The sequence below is a fragment of the Geomonas terrae genome (assembly GCF_004791675.1).
GTDB classification, from domain to species: Bacteria; Desulfobacterota; Desulfuromonadia; order Geobacterales; family Geobacteraceae; genus Geomonas; species Geomonas edaphica.
This window is the reverse complement of record NZ_SRSC01000002.1, coordinates 645320-663989: the sequence shown is the minus strand read 5'-3', so window position 1 is coordinate 663989 and position 18670 is coordinate 645320. Positions and strand designations below refer to the sequence as shown.

The 18670-nt window shown below is 62.0% G+C and carries 14 protein-coding genes; 5 read left to right on the top strand and 9 right to left on the bottom strand.

What is annotated here, in order from left to right; genetic code table 11:
* From E4633_RS10100 to E4633_RS10075, 6 genes are all read right to left on the bottom strand, one after another.
* Positions 1 to 1686, bottom strand: a complete 1686-nt coding sequence (locus tag E4633_RS10100) for a sensor domain-containing diguanylate cyclase (RefSeq protein WP_135870118.1) — start codon at positions 1684 to 1686, stop codon at positions 1 to 3.
* 154 nt (positions 1687 to 1840) lie between these two features.
* On the bottom strand, positions 1841 to 2392 hold the full coding sequence (locus E4633_RS10095; protein ID WP_135870117.1) for a cysteine hydrolase family protein: 552 nt from the start codon (positions 2390 to 2392) through the stop codon (positions 1841 to 1843).
* Between the two features lie 54 nt (positions 2393 to 2446).
* Entirely contained in the window at positions 2447 to 3127 is a 681-nt protein-coding gene (locus E4633_RS10090) for a haloacid dehalogenase type II (protein ID WP_135870116.1), read from the bottom strand.
* 183 nt (positions 3128 to 3310) lie between these two features.
* Positions 3311 to 7471, bottom strand: a complete 4161-nt coding sequence (locus E4633_RS10085; RefSeq protein ID WP_135870115.1) for a DEAD/DEAH box helicase — start codon at positions 7469 to 7471, stop codon at positions 3311 to 3313.
* Between the two features lie 90 nt (positions 7472 to 7561).
* On the bottom strand, positions 7562 to 8443 hold the full coding sequence (locus E4633_RS10080; RefSeq protein ID WP_135870114.1) for a carbon-nitrogen hydrolase: 882 nt from the start codon (positions 8441 to 8443) through the stop codon (positions 7562 to 7564).
* A gap of 363 nt (positions 8444 to 8806) precedes the next feature.
* Entirely contained in the window at positions 8807 to 9835 is a 1029-nt protein-coding gene (locus E4633_RS10075) for an agmatine deiminase family protein (RefSeq protein WP_135870113.1), read from the bottom strand.
* 169 nt (positions 9836 to 10004) lie between these two features.
* Here E4633_RS10075 and nudC point away from each other — a divergent pair, with 169 nt between their 5' ends.
* Positions 10005 to 10853, top strand: a complete 849-nt coding sequence (gene nudC / locus E4633_RS10070) for an NAD(+) diphosphatase (RefSeq protein WP_135870112.1) — start codon at positions 10005 to 10007, stop codon at positions 10851 to 10853.
* 609 nt (positions 10854 to 11462) lie between these two features.
* Positions 11463 to 14828: a DEAD/DEAH box helicase gene (locus E4633_RS10065; protein WP_246038014.1), complete on the top strand. Its 3366-nt coding sequence runs from the start codon at positions 11463 to 11465 to the stop codon at positions 14826 to 14828.
* 1 nt (position 14829) lies between these two features.
* Here E4633_RS10065 and E4633_RS10060 read toward each other — a convergent pair whose 3' ends face one another.
* The 3 genes from E4633_RS10060 to sfsA are packed head-to-tail and all read right to left on the bottom strand — an operon-like array spanning position 14830 to position 16528.
* Positions 14830 to 15276, bottom strand: a complete 447-nt coding sequence (locus E4633_RS10060; RefSeq protein ID WP_246038012.1) for an ATP-binding protein — start codon at positions 15274 to 15276, stop codon at positions 14830 to 14832.
* 29 nt (positions 15277 to 15305) lie between these two features.
* Positions 15306 to 15776, bottom strand: coding sequence for a hypothetical protein (locus E4633_RS10055; RefSeq protein ID WP_135870111.1), 471 nt, complete (start codon positions 15774 to 15776; stop codon positions 15306 to 15308).
* A gap of 56 nt (positions 15777 to 15832) precedes the next feature.
* Entirely contained in the window at positions 15833 to 16528 is a 696-nt protein-coding gene (gene sfsA, locus E4633_RS10050; protein ID WP_135870110.1) for a DNA/RNA nuclease SfsA, read from the bottom strand.
* A 185-nt stretch (positions 16529 to 16713) separates the two neighbouring features.
* Here sfsA and E4633_RS10045 point away from each other — a divergent pair, with 185 nt between their 5' ends.
* From E4633_RS10045 to E4633_RS10035, 3 genes are all read left to right on the top strand, one after another.
* On the top strand, positions 16714 to 17088 hold the full coding sequence (locus tag E4633_RS10045) for a hypothetical protein (RefSeq protein WP_135870109.1): 375 nt from the start codon (positions 16714 to 16716) through the stop codon (positions 17086 to 17088).
* Positions 17089 to 17205: 117 nt separating this feature from the next.
* Positions 17206 to 18111, top strand: coding sequence for a glucose-1-phosphate thymidylyltransferase RfbA (rfbA, locus tag E4633_RS10040; protein WP_135870108.1), 906 nt, complete (start codon positions 17206 to 17208; stop codon positions 18109 to 18111).
* Positions 18108 to 18596, top strand: coding sequence for a dTDP-4-dehydrorhamnose 3,5-epimerase family protein (locus E4633_RS10035; RefSeq protein WP_135870107.1), 489 nt, complete (start codon positions 18108 to 18110; stop codon positions 18594 to 18596). Before rfbA ends, E4633_RS10035 begins: the two co-directional genes overlap by 4 nt.
* Positions 18597 to 18670: the final 74 nt, after the last annotated feature.

The window sequence follows — 18670 nt, the reverse complement described above, 5'->3', positions numbered from 1 at the left end:
CTACTTGTCAGCCTTTCCCTTTGCCGCAACGGCCGCGGCCGCACAGCTTCCTTCGATGCGGTTGCGGCCGTTTTTCTTGGCGACATAAAGCGCCTCGTCGGAGCGCGCCAGGAGCTGCTGAATGGTGTCCCCATCCTCCGGGAACACCGCGATCCCTCCCGAGATGGTGACTCGCCCAAGAGGCTGCCTTCCCACCACAAGCTGTAAATCCATCACCGCGCTTCTGATCCGGTTGCCGATTTCTGAGGCCGTGTCGCAGTCCGCCTCAGGCAGGATGAGGGTGAACTCCTCGCCACCGAAGCGGCAGGCGATATCGCTCTCACGGACCTGATTCTGCAGCAGGTGCCCGAACTCCTTCAATACGTGGTCCCCCGCCTCGTGCCCATAGGTGTCGTTGAAATGTTTGAAGAGGTCGACGTCCATCATCAGCACGCTGAGCGGCTGCTTCGTCCTGGTGGCACGGCTGATCTCGCGCAACAGCGATTCTTCCATGTGGCGCCGGTTCAACAGACCGGTGAGCGGGTCGCGAATCGACAGCTCCCTCAACTGCTCGCGCAACTGTAGGCTGCGTATGGCCAAGGCAACCTGTTCGGCGAAGGCTGCCGCCTTTGCCTTGCGCTTTTCAAGTTCTGCTCCGGTTATTCCCGGCGCGAGGTTCAGGTCGAGCGTCCCCAGGGTCTCGTGGTGCGCTGAAAGTGGGATGCACAGATGGGCGCCTTCAGTTTCCGGGACGTGCTGGCATCTCACATCCGCCTCCGTTGCCGAGATGTGCGGTTGTCCCAGTCGCAAGGCCCAGCACTGGTCGGGAGTGAAGGGGGCTTGTTCCGCATTGCCCCAGACCGCCACGTCCGACATAAGGGTTCTCGATGGGTTGATCAGGTAAATACCGCCGGAATCCCCACTGAAGAACTTGTGCCCGTAGCTTGCGAGTATGGAGCGAGCCTCTTCGAAATCGGAGCATGTCTGTAACAGCTGTGTCATGCTGCTCAGGTCAGAGATGTCCCTGTTCGCTGATTCGAGTTCATCGGCGGCAAGAACATGATTGCGCGTCTCCCTGCGCGCGATGTAGTAGCTCAGGCTCAGCAGGATGAACGATATGAACATCCCGGACAGGATCACCATGGTGAGGACCATAAGCGAGGTTTGCTCCTCGGCGCGCCGCACGGCAAGCAGCCCCTTCTCGTGGATCTTGATATCCTGAATGCCGTTGCGCAGGTAGCCCATGAGGGTGGATCCTTCCTCGGTGAACTGTGCCTGTGAGTCGGGGTTGAAGCCTTTTCTGTCGTAGTCGTTCAGGGAGAGGCGGAAGATGGTCAGCTTGCGGTTCATGTATTCCTGCAGCCGGTTCAGTCGTCCCTGTTGCGAGCCGTTGTCAAGGGTCAGCTTTTTCAGGTCCTGGAAGTTGTCTTCCGTTCTCTGGGAAAAGGAGAGACAACGCGCTTTCTCCTGCGGGTTCCCCGTCAGGACATAACCGCGCCTGCTGCTTTCCGCCTGCAGCAGTGAGTTGTTGAGCTGGTCGACTGACATGATCACTTCATAGCTGTGTTCCGTCAGTTTGTTCGACAGCGCCACTTCTATCCTGATGTGGTAGGCAAGTACCAGCATCGCTGCGAGAAGCAGCAAGGCCGATGAAAAGGTGAGATCGATGATCCTGACACGCTTATAGGAATGGTTGAGGTAGCTCACAAACAGTCCGCCAATGTTACGCCCGTGCACCGTCTATCGATGAAGTCGGTGAGGCAGAGTTTTTCTTTCTTGTCGGTTAATAATAACCTGAAAATGAGCTTTTTGCTCCGATTGTTTTCATGAGATAGCGATAGCTCAGGATTATCGCGCCCGGCTAAGGGCGTTTTAGCTCTTCGATGACCGTCGCCGTGGCCGTGACGCGCGCAAAGACAAGCGACAGCGCGGACATGTATGCGGCGTGAACGTCTGCAGCCGGAACTATGTGCCCTTCGAAGGTGAGGTCGCGCGTGGCGCAGGCATCGGCCGCCAAGGTGCAGGTAAAGCCCAGGTCGAACGCGGCGCGGACCGTGGTGTCGATGCACATGTGGCTCATGGCCCCGCAGATGGTCAGATTGGTGATCTGCTTCGATTTTAGGAGGTCGAGGAGCCCCGTCTCACGGAAGGAGTTGGGGAAGTGCTTTACAACGACAGGCTCAGATGCAATGGGGGCGGCGATCTGGTTGATCTCGGCTCCTGGCGTTCCGGGAATAAAAAAGGTGGCGTCGGGGCGTGCGGCCAAATGCTGTACGTGGATTACCGGGAGCCCGGCCGCGCAGTAGGCGTCGAGCAGCAGACGCGCATTAGCTGCGGCCTCCGGCATGCCGACCAGTTCCATGGTGCCGCCCGCGAAATAATCATTCTGGATATCGATGATGATGAGGCACATAAGGCTTCTCCCTTTCAGGTCCGACAGGTCGGATGGCTATAGCGTATCGGGGTGCTAAGAGTTGATTTCTTTCAACTTTTCAGCGAGGTTTGCGAGTGACGAGACGGTAAGAGTCGGCTCGATCCCCCAAGGGTCGTAGAGCGCGTCAGGTGAGCGCTTCACCCATGCGCCGTTCATGCCTGCGGAGATGGCGCCGATCACGTCGAATGGGTTGCCGGAGACGAGCCAGGCGTTTGCGCCGGTTGCGCCGGACCTGCGCAGGAAGTGGGCGTAGACACCGGGGTTCGGCTTGAAGGACTTTACTTCGTCCACGCTTACCACGTCGAGAAAGTACTGGCGGATGCCCGCGTTGGTGAGGAGCTCTTCCACCGCGTCGGCGCTGCCGTTGGAAAAGGCGTACATCTTGAAACCGGCGTCCTTAGCGCGCTGCAAGCCGGGTTCCACGTCGTCATAGGCTGGGAGCACCCGGTAAAGGGCCAGCAGGTCTTCCTTTTCTGCTTCGGTCAGTGTGGTTTTGTAGAAGGCGTCCGTGTAGTTGAGGGCGTCCCTCGTGCAGACGGCGAAGGTCTCGTAGTTTTGCATGAGGCCGCGGCGAAAGGAATACTCGAGCTGTTTCTCCCGCCAGGTGCGCGAGAAGGCGGCCGCCCTGTCGCCGATGATCTTTTCCAGCGCGACGATGACGCCGTGCGTGTCGATCAGCGTTCCGTAGACATCAAAGGCAAGGGTGATTTCCATTGGTCGTGCCCTCCGTTTTGGTTTGAAGTCTGGTCCTCCCCCTCGCCCTCCGGGAGAGGGTAGGGGTGAGGGCGTTGCGGTTAGTGAGATGTAGCTGCGTGGGCAACGCCCTCACCCGCCCTTCGGGCACCCTCTCCCAGGGGGAGAGGGGATATGGGGGGAGGGGAGGGCTAAATTATTGCCTCATTTATCCGCCCGCAAAAGTTGCAGCAACTCTTCGGCGCTCACCTTGCCGGAGAGATCGCTTTCTTCCAACAGGCTGTCGGCGAGGCCGCGCTTTTGCTGGTGCAGCCCGACGATCTTCTCCTCGATGGTCCCCTTGGTCACCAAGCGGTAGATGGTCACCGGACGCAGCTGCCCGATGCGGTGCGCCCGGTCCGAGGCCTGATCCTCGACCGCCGGGTTCCACCAGGGATCCATGTGAATGACGTAGTCCGCCGCCGTGAGGTTCAGTCCGACCCCGCCTGCCTTCAGGCTGATCAGGAAGAGGTCTCCCTCGCCGGACTGGAAGGCGTCCACGCGCCGCTTACGCTCGGGCGCCGGAGTGGACCCGTCGAGGTACTGGTGGGGGATGCCTGCCCGCTCCACGTATTTGCGGATGATCTCCAAGTGGCCGACGAACTGGCTGAAGACGAGGGCCTTGTGACGGTTCTCCCGAAGTTCCTCGACTATCTCCGCAAAGGCTGCGAGCTTGGAACTCGGGATGGCACTGTCGGGAAGGATGAGGCGCGGGTTGCAGCAGGCACGGCGCAGCCTCATGATCTCGGCCAGGATCTTCAGGTGCAGCTCTCCCTTTCCCTCCACCTTGCCGATGCCGGCCAAGTTCTCGAGGGCGCTTTTCCTGATCGCCTCGTAGAGCGCGGTCTCCTCGTTTCCCATTTCGACGGCGACAGTGATCTCGGTGCGCGGCGGGAGCTCCTCCAGCACCTGGTTCTTTGTGCGGCGGAGGATGAAGGGCTGGATGAGCCGCTTCAGGCGCTGACGCGCTTTCTTGTCCTCGCTCTTCTCGATCGGTGAGGCGTAACGGACGTTGAACTGCTTGAGTGAGCCGAGGAGCCCCGGGTTGATGAAGCGGAAAACGTTCCAGAGTTCGCCCAGGTGATTCTCGATCGGAGTGCCGGTCGCCACCATCTTGAAGGCGCCGGAGAGCTGCATAGCCGCCTGGCTGCGCTTGGTGGACATGTTCTTGATCGCCTGGGCCTCGTCGAGCACGATCGCCTGCCACTGCACCGCTGCGAGCAGCTCGCCGTCCTGCTGCAAAAGGCCGTAACTGCAGATGACGAGGTCGAAAGGCCCAAGCCCCTTCAGAAGTTCTTCCCGTTTGTTTCCGCCGTAGATGATGCACCTGAGTGTCGGCGCGAACTTCGCGGCCTCGCTCTCCCAGTTCAGACAGACCGAGGTGGGGGCGACGACGAGGGACGGCCCCTTCGCCGCCATGGTGAGGATCTGAGCCAGCGCCTGCACCGTCTTTCCCAACCCCATGTCGTCGGCAAGACAGGCCCCAACACCCCAGTACGCCAGGCGGTTCAGCCAGTTGAAACCTTCCACCTGGTAGCCGCGCAGCTCGGCCTGCAGCGTGTTCGGTAACTCGGGGCGGAAGCTCTGCGCCTCGCGCAAACGCTTGAGTTGCGCCTGCCATTGCTTATCCCCTTCGAATTCCCCGGCGTCCACCGCGAAATCCTCGAAGAGCGTGGCGGCGAGGGGATGGAAGCGGAAGGTCGATCCGTGCGGGTCGCAACAGGCGGCGAGGTCGTCGAGGTATCTCCGCAATTGCGCCGAGAGGGCGATGAACTCGCCGTCACCCAACTGCACGAATCGCCCCTGTGTACCGCGCACCAGATCTACCAGTTCCCGGAGGTCGAGGGCGAGCTCCTCGTTCACCTTCACCTCGCCAGAAAGCTCGAAATAGTCTTTCGCCTGTCTCACGGAAAGCTTGCAACGTGAGGGGGTAACTATCTGCTTTATCTTGAAGCGCGCCCCCTGCGGCCACGACACGTGCGCCGATTCCCCTAAAGACTGCAACTGCAAAAGCAACTCGAGCGCACTCTCGGTGGATGGGACCAGCCATTCGCCTTCGTTCTCCTCCGCTTCGCCCAGCGCGGTGAGGAGGACGAGGGCCTCGGCGGCACGGCTTTCCTCGAGTTTGAGATCACGCTTCGCCTGCACCCGTTTTCCGTCCAGCTCGGCCATCACCGTCTCTCCGCCGGAACCCGGACGGAAGTAGGGGGCGGCGTTCGAGAACGGGCGTACGAGGACCTCGAGCCTGAGCCCGGCCTGGTACGGGAGCAGGTGGAAACATGGGGTGACGTCGCCCGCCACGGTCTCGGTCGAGGCGTCGCTGATGTCGGAGTGAACCGTCAGCATCGAGGAGAGGGCGTTCACGGCGCTCAGCGCCTGATCTTTCGCGCGTGCCGGAAGCGTGAGGCCGTTTCCGAGGATGGCGGCGATCTTCAGGTACTCGGCTTTGGCCTCGAAGACCTTGATGCGGGTGGGTGTTTCCTTCTGCAAGTAAAGTTTTTGGCCCTGCTGGAACGGAGGGGCGAGCTGCAGCTTAAAGCCGTCACCGTCGGCGACGAGCTGGATCTCGGGCTCGCCGCGTGTGAGTTCGAGACGCACCGACGCACCTGAATCGAGGTACACGTGCGGGTGCCCGATCATGAGCGGCAGGGCCTGGTTCAGGTCCAACAGGTAGGTGTCGCGGCCGTAGTATCCTGAGCCGCGCTCCTTTTTGATGCAGCCGCAGATGAGGCGGTCCTGCGGGGTGAGGTATTCGATTGCGTCCGCTTCCTCGGCGAGTCTTTTCAGCGAGACGTTGCGCCCCGCGCTCCACTTAGCGTTCGCACCCTGCTTCTGTTCGCGCGGCGTTATCTCGAAGTTGTGGCGCAACTCCTCGAAGTGCCATATGAGGCGCGACTGAGGCAGCGCCGTGTCGGACTCCGATTCCGGCCCCGCATTCAGACGCAGTAGCGCGGCGAGGGCGCTTTGCCACGATTCCACCGGCTCCACGCAGCGGTAGAGAGGGACGAGCCCTTTCGCCTCATAGCGCTTCAAAAGGGAGGCTGCGGCAGCCTCCTGGACGCCGCATGCGGCCATGAGAAGTTCCAGTTCGTCGGCAAGCCAGAGCTGCGAGGCTTCGCGCAGGCGGGCGACCAGCTCCTTTTGTTTCGATGCTTGGACCTTGCGTCTCTCAGAGCCGCACCAGTACAGAGCCAGCAGATGGGTGAACGTCTCAAGAGGGGACGCTGTCGTGCGCGACAGCAGGCTTTCGAGTAGTTCCTTGATGCCTGCCTCGCCACGCCGTTCCGCGGCAACCAGTTGCAGGAGGTGAAAGATCTGCTGGTCGGGCCATTCACGCTTACCCAGGACGTAGCGGCAGTGTTCGGCGGCCTCTTCGAGATGCGTCGGGTCGTTCGACGCCATGAGCGCCATGACGAAGAAGGGGCCAAGGCCGTCTTCGAAGAAGGTCTTGCGCTTGCCCGTTTCCTTTTTCAACGCCGCCAGTGACCTGCGGAAAAAGGTCACCGCATCAGGGTACGCTCCGCGCTGCAAGGCGCAGCAGGCAAGCACCGAGAGCTGCGCGGAACTTGCCCCCTCGCAGGCGCTTTTCTCTGCTTCGCCCCTCCTTCCGCGCCAAAGAAGTTCGCGGCAGTACATGTCGTGCAGCAGGTACGATGCCCTGGAGTCGGTGGCGAGGAGGTCTGTCAGGGCCTTAAACGGCGCGATGCAAGGGATCAGTTGGCGACGGGCGTGAGGGATCTGGACGAGCAGTGCGGTGCCTCTGAGGGGGTTGGGAAGGGAGCGGAACCAGGCGTCGTCGTAAGGCATGAAACAGGCAACGATGAAGGGATGACAGCGCATGGCCTCATAAGGGAACTGCTTCAGGTACCTCTCCGCGGCGTCAAAGGCCCCTGCTACATCCTTCCTGTAGAAGCAGATGCGGACGTCGCGCAGGCCGTGCTCGGCGACACGATAGTAACTGCTGCCCCATTCCGAAACTATGGGGAACTCGGACTGCACCGTGTTCGCCATCGCCTCGAAGCGTCCCTCCGTGTGGGCGCTAAGGGTGGCCGCGTGGGCGATGAGCGGACGGCAGTGGACGCCGCGGTCGCTCCCCTGGACCAGGCCGGTCGCCTTGAGGTTTTCCAGCGTCTCGGAAAGCACGGCGCCGGTGTAACTCTGTCCGGTGGGAGAGGGGAGCTGGAGTCGTTTGACAAGATTAAGCAAGACGTGTTTGGAGACCGGCGCGTAGACCACCGAAAGCAGCTGGAGCAAGCTGCGCTGTTCCGGCGTGCAGGCTGCGAAGGCATCGAGAAGTTTTTGCTGGGGCGAGGTGTCGTTCCTCACGGCGGGACCTCGTTTAGTAATCTACGCGCTGCAGCCGGTCCCCCCTCTCTACTGGTGAGAGGGGGGCAGGAGGGGGAAGGAATGGGGAAGCTAATCGCGGTAGCGCTTCACCAGATCGCCATAGGCGTCGATGCGGCGGTCGCGCAAGAAGGGCCAGATGCGCCGCACGTCCTCGCTGCGTCCCATGTCGAGATCGACCACCAGGAGCTCCTCTTCCTCGCCGCCGCGTGCCAGGAATTCACCCTGCGGTCCTGCCGCAAAGCTCGAGCCCCAGAATTTGATGCCGGCGCCTGCGCCGCTTGGGTCGCCCTCGAAGCCGACGCGGTTCACGCTGACCACCGGGATGCCGTTTGCCACCGCGTGCGAGCGCTGCACGGTCACCCAGGCGTCCAACTGACGCGCCTGCTCGTCCTTTTCGTCGCGCGGGTCCCAGCCGATGGCGGTCGGGTAGATGAGGAGGTCGGCACCGGCGAGCGCCATCATGCGCGCCGCCTCGGGGTACCACTGGTCCCAGCAGACCAGAACGCCGAGCCTCCCCACCGAGGTCTCGATCGGTTCGAAACCGAGGTCGCCCGGGGTGAAGTAGAACTTCTCGTAGAAGGCGGGATCGTCCGGGATGTGCATCTTGCGGTACTTGCCGGCGATGCTGCCGTCCTTTTCCAGTACCACGGCGGTGTTGTGGTACAGCCCAGGCGCGCGGCGCTCGAAGAGGGAGGTGACGATGACGACGCCGAGCTCCTTTGCCAGTGCGCCGAACTGCTCGGTGGAGGGGCCGGGGATCGTCTCGGCCAAGTCGAAGCAGGCGGTGTCCTCGGTCTGGCAGAAGTAGCTGCCGGTATGGAGTTCCTGGAGCACCACGAGCTGAGCCCCCTTGGCGGCTGCCTCGCGGATTCCGGCGATGGTGGCGGCGACCATGGCTTCACGCCCTTCCTGTAGGGCCTGCTGTACGAGGGCTACTTTCAGTTTTTTCATGTTCTTCTCCGTCATGTTATGAAGCCCTTCTCCTTCCGTCCTTCGCTCACGGTAGGGCTTTCGGCCGGTCTTCAGGGAGTTCGGGAACGTTGAGTTCACTTCCAACGAAGCGCCGCAGGTGCCCCAGTGTTCCCCCCTTTGCGAAGGGGGGGCAGGGGGGATTTGCCTTGGTCTTACCATAACAGCACCTGCTGATGCGGCCATCGCGCGTGCTGCGCCTGGAACGATTACAGAACCATTGGCCTTCTATTATGGAAAAGTGGCTCTTGGAATCCTGTCAAACCTGCGGAACCCGCTGTAAAAAACAAATCCCCCCCCGTCCCCCCTTCGCAAAGGGGGGAGCGCGAGGTCACCAGCGGCGCCTTACTTAAGCGTCCCCTTCGGCAGCTGCATGGTCACGCAGTGCAGCGAGCCGTGCTGCAGGATGAGCGGGAGGCAGTCGATGCCGATGATCTCGAAGCCCGGAAACGCCTCGCCGACGGCAACCAGCGCGGCGGCGTCCTTTTCATCGTTGTAGGTCGGCACCAGCACGGCTCCGTTGATCACCAGGAAGTTCGCGTAGGTCGCGGGCAGCCGCTCCCCGTCTTCGTCGAACTTCGCGCCCGGCCAGGGGAGGGGGATGCAGCGGTACGGCCGCCCGCCGCTGGTACGGAAGGCGAGGATCTCCTCCTCCATCGCCTTGAGGGCAGGGTAGTGCTCGTCATCCGGGTCGTCGCAGGTGACGTAGGCGATGGTGTTGTCGGGGCAGAGGCGCGCGAGCGTGTCGACATGTGAGTCGGTGTCGTCGCCCGCCAGGTAGCCGTTGGAAAGCCAGAGGAAGCGGTCGCTGCCGAAAAGCCCGTGCAGCTCCTCTTCCAGCTCTTCGCGGGTCAGGTGCGGGTTGCGGTTATCGTTCATGAGGCATTCTTCGGTGGTGAGGATGGTCCCCCTGCCGTCGCTCTCGATGCTCCCCCCCTCGAGGATGAGGCCCACCGTGTCGAGCGGCGCCTTCCAGAGACCTTGTGCCTGCAACTGCTTGTTGATCCGGTTGTCGAGGTCGGAGGGGAACTTGAGCCCCCAACCGTTGAAGCCGAAGTTCAAGAGCCTCGGCGTGCCGTCTTCCAGAACGGTGATGGGGCCGAAGTCGCGTGCCCAGGTGTCGTTGGTGTCGATGGGAAGGATGCGTACGTGCTCGAGGTCGGCCCCGGCGGCGGCCAGCGTTTCACACACCTCTTCGGGGGCGTCGGCCGCTACCACCACCGTTTCGAAGCGGCTGATGACGGCGATGATGGCGGCGAAAACCGGTTGGACCTGGTCGAGATACGGCAGCCAGTCGCTGTTCTCGTGCGGCCATGCCAGGAGCACGCCGTCCTGCAGTTCCCACTCCGCCGGTAGTCTTCTGTTTTGGTTCACTTGATCTCCTGCTTGGGCCTTGGGCCGGGTATTGGCGAACGGAAAAAATACCATGGCGCGCGAAAGCAATGCAAGTCAAATGCTCTGAATGAAAAGGGCATTGCTTCCCTGCGCCGTTCCTGTATTATGCTCGGCGTCGCAGGCCCCAGTCACGCAACAGGAGCGGTCCATGTCATATCCCGATACCATCAACCTTCCCTTTAACGGCGAGATCATAAGAACCAGATTTACCCAGCTGAAGCCGGACACGGCCACCGATTCCAGGCCGGGCTACTGGGTCCTCCTTCAGGGGGACGCGCTTCTCTTGCAGGATGGCGACCTCTACCGGGGCGAGCTCCCCTTATCTCTAAACGACGACGGCCGCGCGCTGCAGTTCGGGGAGTGGGACGGGGCACCGGTGCGCCTTTTAAGCCTCGGGAAAACCGAAGAGGTTCCCGAAACGCTTCAGCCCGTCCCGTGGACCGACCTTCCGGACCAGTTGGCCACCATCTACGGCGTCGCCAAACAGATCCTTTACTGGGAACGGCAAAGTAGCCACTGTTCGCGCTGCGGCAGCGGCGACATGACCCGCATCGCCCCCACCTGGGGCAAGCGCTGCGGCGGCTGCGGTCACGAACATTACCCGCACATCCATCCCTGCGTCATCGTCCTCATCAAGCGCGGCGATGAATTTCTGCTGGCGCGAAAGCCGGAATGGGCCGCCGGGCGCTACAGCCTCGTTGCCGGTTTCGTGGACTTCGGAGAGTCGCTTGAGGAGTGCGTGGCGCGCGAGGTGTTCGAGGAGACCGGACTAAAGGTAACCGACGTAAACTACGTCGGAAGCCAGAACTGGCCTTTCCCGAGCCAGCTCATGGCCGGCTTCGTCGCGCGTCACGAGTCGGGCGAGATAAGGGTCGATCACGACGAGCTGGAGGATGCGCAGTGGTTCACCAGGGAGCGCATGCCCCCGGCGCTTCCCCCAAAGCGCAGCATCGCGCGCTGGATCATCGACAATTTCGCCCTTAAAGACGAGGGGTGAAAAAATAATTAAAGTCCTGGAAGCTGTGTCCGAAGAGTGGTTGTGAACCTTGGAACACACTCCTGGGTCTCCTTTTCGAGGGGACGGTCGCTGCCGTCCCCATTTTTTTTCCCCTCCCATCGTTTTTCTCCCCACTGTGGATCAACTGCAGGTGCGCGCCCACAAATAACCTCCTTTCGTTGTTAAGCTAAAATTGACGTTAGTGGCTAACCGTCCATGTTAGTGGCTAATGTCGCGTCTTAGTGGCTAAAGTCTCGTCTTAGTGGCTAAAGACGCAACTTAGTGGATAAAGACGCAACTTAGTGGACAAAGACGCAACTTAGTGGACAAAGACGCAACTTAGTGGACAAAGACGCAACTTAGTGGATAAAGACGCAACTTAGTGGACAAAGACGCAACTTAGTGGATAAAGTCGCGTCTTAGTGGATAAAGTCCATCTTGTATAAAGTTTTATGTTTGCTGCCGGACCTTCGCTGCCGGCGGGGAGGTTTTGGATCTTGGGGCCGGCTCCCGCCTTCTTTTCAATCCCTTGGTAAGGCGCGGTTGTATTCGGGCTCTGTTTCTGATACCTTATACGATCCTTTGCTCGCACACCCGGGGAGTTCCCACGTGATCGACATTCCGTCCAACCCATTGCTGCGGCACCTGTTCCAGATGCCTGCGGCGGGCATCTACGCGCTGGCCGACAAGGTGCACCTCTTTAACGGCTTCGAGCTGTGCAAGAGGACTCCGGTCGCAAGCGTCGCTTGGCAGCAGGCCGGCGACGTCCTCGAGGTCGGCCTGTCGGATGCGGGGCAGACCTGCCGGGTGAGCCTGTCGATCGCCCATGGCGAATTCAACGGCAGCTGTAATTGCGGCGTCTGGAGTCCGCACGGGCGTTGCCCGCACCTCGTCGCGGCCCTCGCCACGGTGAAAAAGGCGCTCGCCCCCGCTTCCCTTCCCATGCTGCAACTCCCCAACGATTACCTGGCCGGAATCCGTGAGAAACTCTCCCTGGTTCCGGTTAAAGAAGTCGCTGCCGAAGAGGGAACGATTCCCGCCGATAGCGGCTATGCCCTGGTGCTTGAAAGGCAGCAGGGGGAAGTGCGCCTCCGTCTCATGCAGAACCTCCTGCCGGTCGCGCTCTACGACACGGCTCTTCCCGCCTCCATGCGCGACTTTTTGAGGTTGCTGCATTCCTCGGCGCTGCGCGGCCGCGTCGTGGAAGAGTTCCTCGGACGTTTCCGTGGGCGCTTCCCGATCCTCTACCTTTCCGGGGATGAGACGAGGCCGTTCTCGTTCGATGCCTCGGTGACTCGTGCCGTCCTGCTGCAGCTCGATCTGGATAAAGGGGACGTCACCGCGAGCCTCTCCCTCGAGGACGGCGCCTCGATGGACGACGCGCTCTTCCTCCACCAGGGGTACCTATTCGATCTCAAGCGCAACCTGATCCAGAAGGTCGATGACACCGGCCAGCGCCTCTACGGAAGCCTCACCGCCCTCCTTGCGCGGCTTCCCGAAGCCCCGGCGGCGGAGGCGACAGGTTGCCGTTTTCCCGCGGCGCTCTTCAACCGGCTTCAGTTCGATCTCGGCGCCGAATGGGAGACGGCTTCGCGCCTTATCCTCTCCGTCTCCGGCGTCTGCGTGACGCCTAGAGTCGTGGAGCCGCGCTACCGACTAAACATCCTCGAGCTCGAGGATATGGTGCCGTTGGTGGCCGAAGGGGCGGCCGGGGAGGCCGTCTTTTCCTTCTACTCCGAGGCCTTCCGTTTCCTGAATGGAGACGGCCGCGCCTCGTTCCCGCAGCCGTTGAAGGCGAAGAAGCGTGTCGCTGCCATCGCGAAGGCCTGCTTCGCCGCCTTTGGTTCAACTAACCTTGCGGAGCGCGACCGCCTCGTGCGTCAGACGCTGGAAGGTGCCGAATTCTTCAAGCGCGGCATCAGAGCCGACGCCCGCGCCATCATCAACGGTTTCTGCGAAGAGGCGCGCAGGACGCTCACCTTGCTGCAGCTAGCGGAGGATGGAGAGTGGCTCGCCCTAGGTGTCGACGTCTCGCGTCAGACGCGTCTGCTCGAGATCCTCGCCGAGACCTTCGGCTTCGACATCTTCTGGCAGGCAGGGGAGGGGGAGCACTTCTCCCTGGAGCGCAAGGTTTTCATGGGGCGCCTGGGCGAGTTGAAGGCGGCGCTTGTCGCGGAGGGGTATTCCATCGCTCTTGCCGGCGAGGAGCTGCAGACCGTTTCCTGGACCTTCACCCTGGACGCCACCAGGTCGACCATCGACTGGTTCGAGCTGCGCCCGGAGATTCGCGCCGACGGCGAACTGGTCGGCGAGGACGAACTCATGGCCGCCCTGAACGGCGGCGGGGTCTTTCGCCGCGGTGGCGCCGTCTTTCTTCTCGACCCGCTCACGAGCAGCACCTTGGCCCTCTTCGCCCCCCATACGAAACGCGAGGTGGTGCGGGTGCCGCGCCTGCAGATTCTCGACTGGATCACGCTCAGGAAAAACGGCGTGCGGGTGCTCTTGTCCCCCGAGGACGAGCGCATCTTCGAGAGTCTCACCCGCTTCGAGGGGATACCGAAGCTCGACGCACCGGCGGGGCTCCAGGCGACCCTGCGCAACTACCAGCTCGAAGGGTACAGCTGGCTCGCCTTTCTCTACGAGCACCGCTTCGGGGCCTGCCTCGCCGACGACATGGGGCTTGGCAAAACCATCCAGGCGATCGCGCTGCTGGCCGGGCTCAAGGAGGGGACCATCGTCTCCGACGTCCCCCGCGAGGTGCCGCACCTCGTCGTGGTCCCACCCACCCTCATTTTCAACTGGGAGAGCGAACTTGCCCGCTTCTATCCGGACCTGAAGGTCGGCGTCTATCGCGGCCAGGGGCGCCGTGCGGAATTCGCGGGTTTCGACGTCGTCATTACGAGCTACGGCGTGGTACAGCGCGACATCGAGGTGCTGCGCGAGATCCCGTTCCACGTCGTCGTCTTCGACGAGGCCCAGGCGGTGAAGAACATCCACGCCGAGACCACCGGGGCGGTACGCAGGCTGAAGGGAGCCTTCAAGGTCGCCCTCACCGGGACGCCGCTGGAAAACCACCTGGGCGAGTATTTCTCGGTCATGGACCTGGCTCTCCCAGGGCTCCTCGGACCGTACGAGCAGTTCCGCAAGCAGATGGGGCGCGAGGGAAGCGACTTCATCGAGACGCTGATCCGGCGCACCCGTCCCTTCATCCTGCGCCGCTCTAAGGACATGATCGCCGCGGAGCTCCCACCGAAGGTGGAGACCGATCTCTACCTGGAGATGAGCCCGAGGCAGAAGGCGCTCTACGCCCGGACCGTCACCGAGGTGCGCGAGACGGTGGCGCGTGCCTTCGCCTCCAACGCCGCCGGGCAGGCGCGCATCATCGCGCTCACCGCGATCCTCAAGCTGCGCCAGATCTGCCTCTGCTCTAGACTCGTCCTCCCCGGGGCCAACGACCGGTCACCGAAGATCGAATTCCTGGTGGACCAGCTGCAGGAATTGTTCGCCGAAGGGCACAGCGTGCTCGTCTTCTCGCAGTTCACCTCGTTTCTCGACATCGTCGAACAGGGGCTCACCCAGCACGGCATCGCCTCCTCGCGCCTTGACGGCTCCACCCCGGTTTCGCGCCGGAAGGAACTGGTGCAGAACTTCCAGGAAGCGACCGAACCCGGCGTGTTTCTCCTGAGCCTCAAGGCGGGGGGTCGCGGCCTCAACCTGACCCGCGCTTCCTACGTCTTTCATTTGGACCCCTGGTGGAACCCGGCCGTCGAGAGCCAGGCGTCGGACCGGGCGCACCGCATCGGGCAAAAGCGGCAGGTCACCATCACGAGGCTTTTGATGCGTCACAGCATCGAGGAGAAGATGATGGAGCTGAAAAAGCGCAAGCTGAAACTGTACCGGGCGCTTCTGGAGGAGGCGGAGCAGGGGGGGAGCGTCTCGATCGGGCGGGAGGACTTCGAGTTCCTGCTGGGGTAGGTCAGGCCTGGGGCTGGGTGAAGTAGCGGCAGAAGGAGAGGGTGTTCCTGCCGTTGTGGGAGCGGTAGCTCACCTCGTCCATGAGGGTCTCGATGATGAAGAGCCCCATGCCGTTTTCGGGGATGGAGCCGATCACCTCGGGGTCGAACTCGAGGCTTCTCGGCGCGAAGTCCTCGATCGCGGTCCCTTCGTCGGAAACCTCGAAGGAGATGCGGTCGTGATGCAGCGTGATGGCCGTGTCGACGCGGTACCCTTCCTGGCGGCGGTAGGCGTGGGTGATCGCGTTGTTGAGCGCCTCCACCACGCATACCTCCATCTCCCCGTAGATCTCCTCCTTGAGGGGGGAACATGCGCAGACGCCGCGCACCGCATGTCCCACGAGGGCCACGTCGCACAATCTGCTTTCGATGCTTAGATAGAGGGTTTTGCTCGGCTTCTTGATTATCACGCTGTCCCGCTTTCGTAGTTTTTGGTGGGTCAGGCAGGAGAGGCCGCCTGCTGTTTCTGCGAGTCCGGTTCCACCCATGATACCCAGGATTGCGCCACGGAAAGCTGCTTTAAGAATTCGGCCGCGAAGAGAAACTCCCCCTGCGGCGCCGCCACGTTTATGCTCTCCTCGCCGCGCTGGATGGAGAAGGCGTATCCCTTCCGGCCGTGGCGCTCATAGCACTCCACACTGAGCTTCGTTATCGTCTCCCCGTCGGTGGATTCGTAGCGGTGCGTGAAGGTTTCCTTTCCGCCGCTCGCCTCTACCTGTGCGATCTTCCTCGAGATCTCGAAGGCCTCGCACGGCTCCGCCACGAAACGGATGTGCTGGCGGCCTGCGGCGAGCCGGAAGAAGCGGAAGGCGACGCGCCCCTCTTCGGGCCTGCCGTTTTGTTTTTTTTCACTGGGAGCTATTTCGACGCCGGTTTCCTTGGCGAAGATGGTGAGTTTCGGTATTCTCATTGGTCCCCCCGGGCAACGCGTATAACTTTAGCGTCCTTGCCAAGGATGTCAAATACCTAGAGCAATACCGGGACCGGATGGGTGAGGCGTATCTCGCCGAGGTCGACCCGGGCCTGGTAGGCGAGGAGTTCGACGCCTGCCGCTGCCGCCTCACGCAGCAGCCTGCCGTAGACCGGGTCTATGGCGTCGGCTGGGGCGAGGGCGTCGCCGTCGCCGCGCTGCACCACGAAGAGGTTCACCGCCCGGTGCCCCTGGCGCACCATCTCCATAAGCTCGCGCAGGTGCTTCTGTCCGCGCGTGCTGACCGCGTCCGGGAAGAGGGCGCAGCGCTCTTTGACGAGGGTGACGTTCTTGGTCTCCACGTAGCAGAGACCGCGCTCGCCGGTCAACAGGAGGTCGATCCTGCTTCCGGTGCCATAGGGGACCTCCAGGGTGATCTTCTCGTAGCCGGAAAGCTCGGCGATGGTCCCGTTCTGGATCGCCTCCCTGGCAAGCAGGTTCGGGAGCTGTGTGTTTATGCCGACCCACACGCCGTCCGCCTGCACCAGTTCCCAGCTGTGCGGGTATTTGCGCCCCGGGTTGCCGCTCACGGAAAGGACCACCCGGTTCCCCGGCACGGCGCACCCCATCATGCTCCCGGTGTTCGGCGTGTGCGCGGTGACGAAGGTGCCGTCGTCGAGCTCGACGTCGGCGAGAAAGCGGTGGTAACGGCGGATCAGGGTTCCTTGGTACAGGGGGGGCGGCAGCATCATGTTTCTTCGTCCTCGTGTTACGGCTTGTCTTGGGAGTTTCCCGTCGAGACCTTAACCGCGAATCCCGCTCGCTGTCCAGTGAAAACTGTCCCGCGAATATGGCGCCTGGGCGAGAAAACTGTTGATCCCGTTGGCCATTCTGCTAGACTCGGGAGCGCTGCCATTCAGGCGGCAAGGAGGCGGGAATGGCAAAGGGCGCACAGCAAAACAAGGACCATCTGGAGGCGGTGCAGCTTTTCGGCAAGACCGTGAGCAAGAGGGCGGCTTTCAAGTGCGAATGGTGCGAGGGGAACGAGGAGCTGCGTCTCTGGGAATACCGGCCGGATGATGAACCTGCTGAGGATAACCTCGCGCTTTTGTGCCGCTCCTGCCGTGAGCTCGCCGTCATGAAAGCCCCCGACCCCAGGCGGCTGCGCTCGATCAGGAACGCGCTCTGGAGCCCGGTCCCGGCGGTGGCCGAAGGGGCCGCCGTGGTGCTTGCGCGCTGCAAGGAGCCCTGGGCGCGGGAGGCGATCGAGGAGAGCTTCATCGACGAGACGCTCAAGCAACGCCTCCTCTAGCGTGCCGGGTACCGTTTACGACGGGTCCGCCCGGGATTATCTGTTTGACGCATGATGAGCCACTGTGGTAGTAAATACAGTTTGTTAAATGTCAATTTCGGTTCTGGAAAGGTTGGTATGGCGCAAGGGATAAAAAAAGGGATCCTGTTGGCAGGCGGGGCCGGCAGCAGGCTCTACCCGCTCACGATGGTGGCCAGCAAGCAGTTGCAGCCGGTCTATGACAAGCCGATGATCTACTACCCGCTGGCGACCCTCATGATGGCGGGCATCTCCGACATACTGATCATCTCCACGCCGCAAGACACCCCCCGTTTCGAGGCGCTCCTCGGCGACGGGTCACGCTGGGGCATCCGGCTGAGCTACGCGGTGCAGCCCGAACCGAAGGGGATCGCCCAGGCGTTTCTCGTCGGTGAAGAGTTCATCGCCGGCGACCCGGTCTGTCTGATTCTCGGCGACAACATCTTCTACGGCAAGATGGAGCTCGACAAGCTGATCGCCGACTTTGACGGCGGCGCAAAGATATTCGGCTACTACGTACAGGACCCGGAGCGCTACGGCGTGGTCGAGTTCGATATCGACGGCAAGGTTCTCAGCATCGAGGAGAAACCGAAAGTTCCCAAGTCCAGCTACGCGGTACCCGGCCTCTACCTCTACGACGGGAACGTGGTCGAAGTGGCCAGGGCTCTCAAGCCTTCACCGCGCGGCGAACTCGAGATCACCGACATAAACCTTGATTACCTGAGGCGTGGCGAGCTTACCGTTCAGAAGCTCGGGCGCGGCATCGCATGGCTTGACACCGGTACCCACCAGAGTCTCCTCGAGGCCTCACACTTCATCGGCACGCTGGAAGCACGGCAGGGGCTCAAGACCGCCTGTCTGGAAGAGATCGCCCTGCGCATGGGTTACCTCGACTGCAAGGGGATGGCGCGGGTCATCGAGCAGACGCCCAACTCGTCCTACCGTGACTACCTCGTGCGGGTGTACAACGAGACCGAGCTTTGCGGCGGGGAGGGGATGAAATGAGCGATACATTAGTTTACAAAAAGGGGCGCATCCACGACGTGGTGTGCAAGCCCCTGGGCAAGTTCCTGGACGAGCGGGGGTGGCTCACCGAACTTTTCCGCTCCGACGAACTGGAACCGAGCGTCATGCCCGCCATGGCGTACATCTCGATGACACTCCCGGGAGTGGCGCGCGGCCCGCACGAACACGTCGACCAGACCGACCTTTTCTGCTTCATGGGGCCTTCGAACTTCAAGGTGTACCTCTGGGACGCCCGCCCCGATTCTCCGAGCTGCGGTGTCAAGCAGGTGCTTTACGCAGGCGCCGACGCGCCGATGATGGTGATCGTGCCGCCAGGCGTGGTGCATGCGTACCGTAACGTCGGTCTCGAGAGCGGGATCGTCTTCAACGCCCCGAACCGGCTGTACGCGGGGGAGGGGAAACGCGAGACGGTCGACGAAATCCGCCACGAGGAACTCGTGGACTCTCCGTTTCAGCTTGACTGAGCGCCTCTTCTTCGCGGCGACATGCGATGACATCATTCGACAAATAGGGGGCCGCAGTGCCCCCTAAACCATTT

What these genes read in the sequence shown, in the direction of transcription:
- E4633_RS10095 (WP_135870117.1), bottom strand. Translation starts at nt 2,392, where the DNA reads ATGTGCCTCATCATCATCGATATCCAGAATGATTATTTCGCGGGCGGC.
- E4633_RS10090 (WP_135870116.1), bottom strand. Translation starts at nt 3,127, where the DNA reads ATGGAAATCACCCTTGCCTTTGATGTCTACGGAACGCTGATCGACACG.
- E4633_RS10080 (WP_135870114.1), bottom strand. Translation starts at nt 8,443, where the DNA reads ATGAAAAAACTGAAAGTAGCCCTCGTACAGCAGGCCCTACAGGAAGGG.
- nudC (WP_135870112.1), top strand. Translation starts at nt 10,005, where the DNA reads ATGTCATATCCCGATACCATCAACCTTCCCTTTAACGGCGAGATCATA.
- E4633_RS10055 (WP_135870111.1), bottom strand. Translation starts at nt 15,776, where the DNA reads ATGAGAATACCGAAACTCACCATCTTCGCCAAGGAAACCGGCGTCGAA.
- sfsA (WP_135870110.1), bottom strand. Translation starts at nt 16,528, where the DNA reads ATGATGCTGCCGCCCCCCCTGTACCAAGGAACCCTGATCCGCCGTTAC.
- E4633_RS10045 (WP_135870109.1), top strand. Translation starts at nt 16,714, where the DNA reads ATGGCAAAGGGCGCACAGCAAAACAAGGACCATCTGGAGGCGGTGCAG.
- rfbA (WP_135870108.1), top strand. Translation starts at nt 17,206, where the DNA reads ATGGCGCAAGGGATAAAAAAAGGGATCCTGTTGGCAGGCGGGGCCGGC.
- E4633_RS10035 (WP_135870107.1), top strand. Translation starts at nt 18,108, where the DNA reads ATGAGCGATACATTAGTTTACAAAAAGGGGCGCATCCACGACGTGGTG.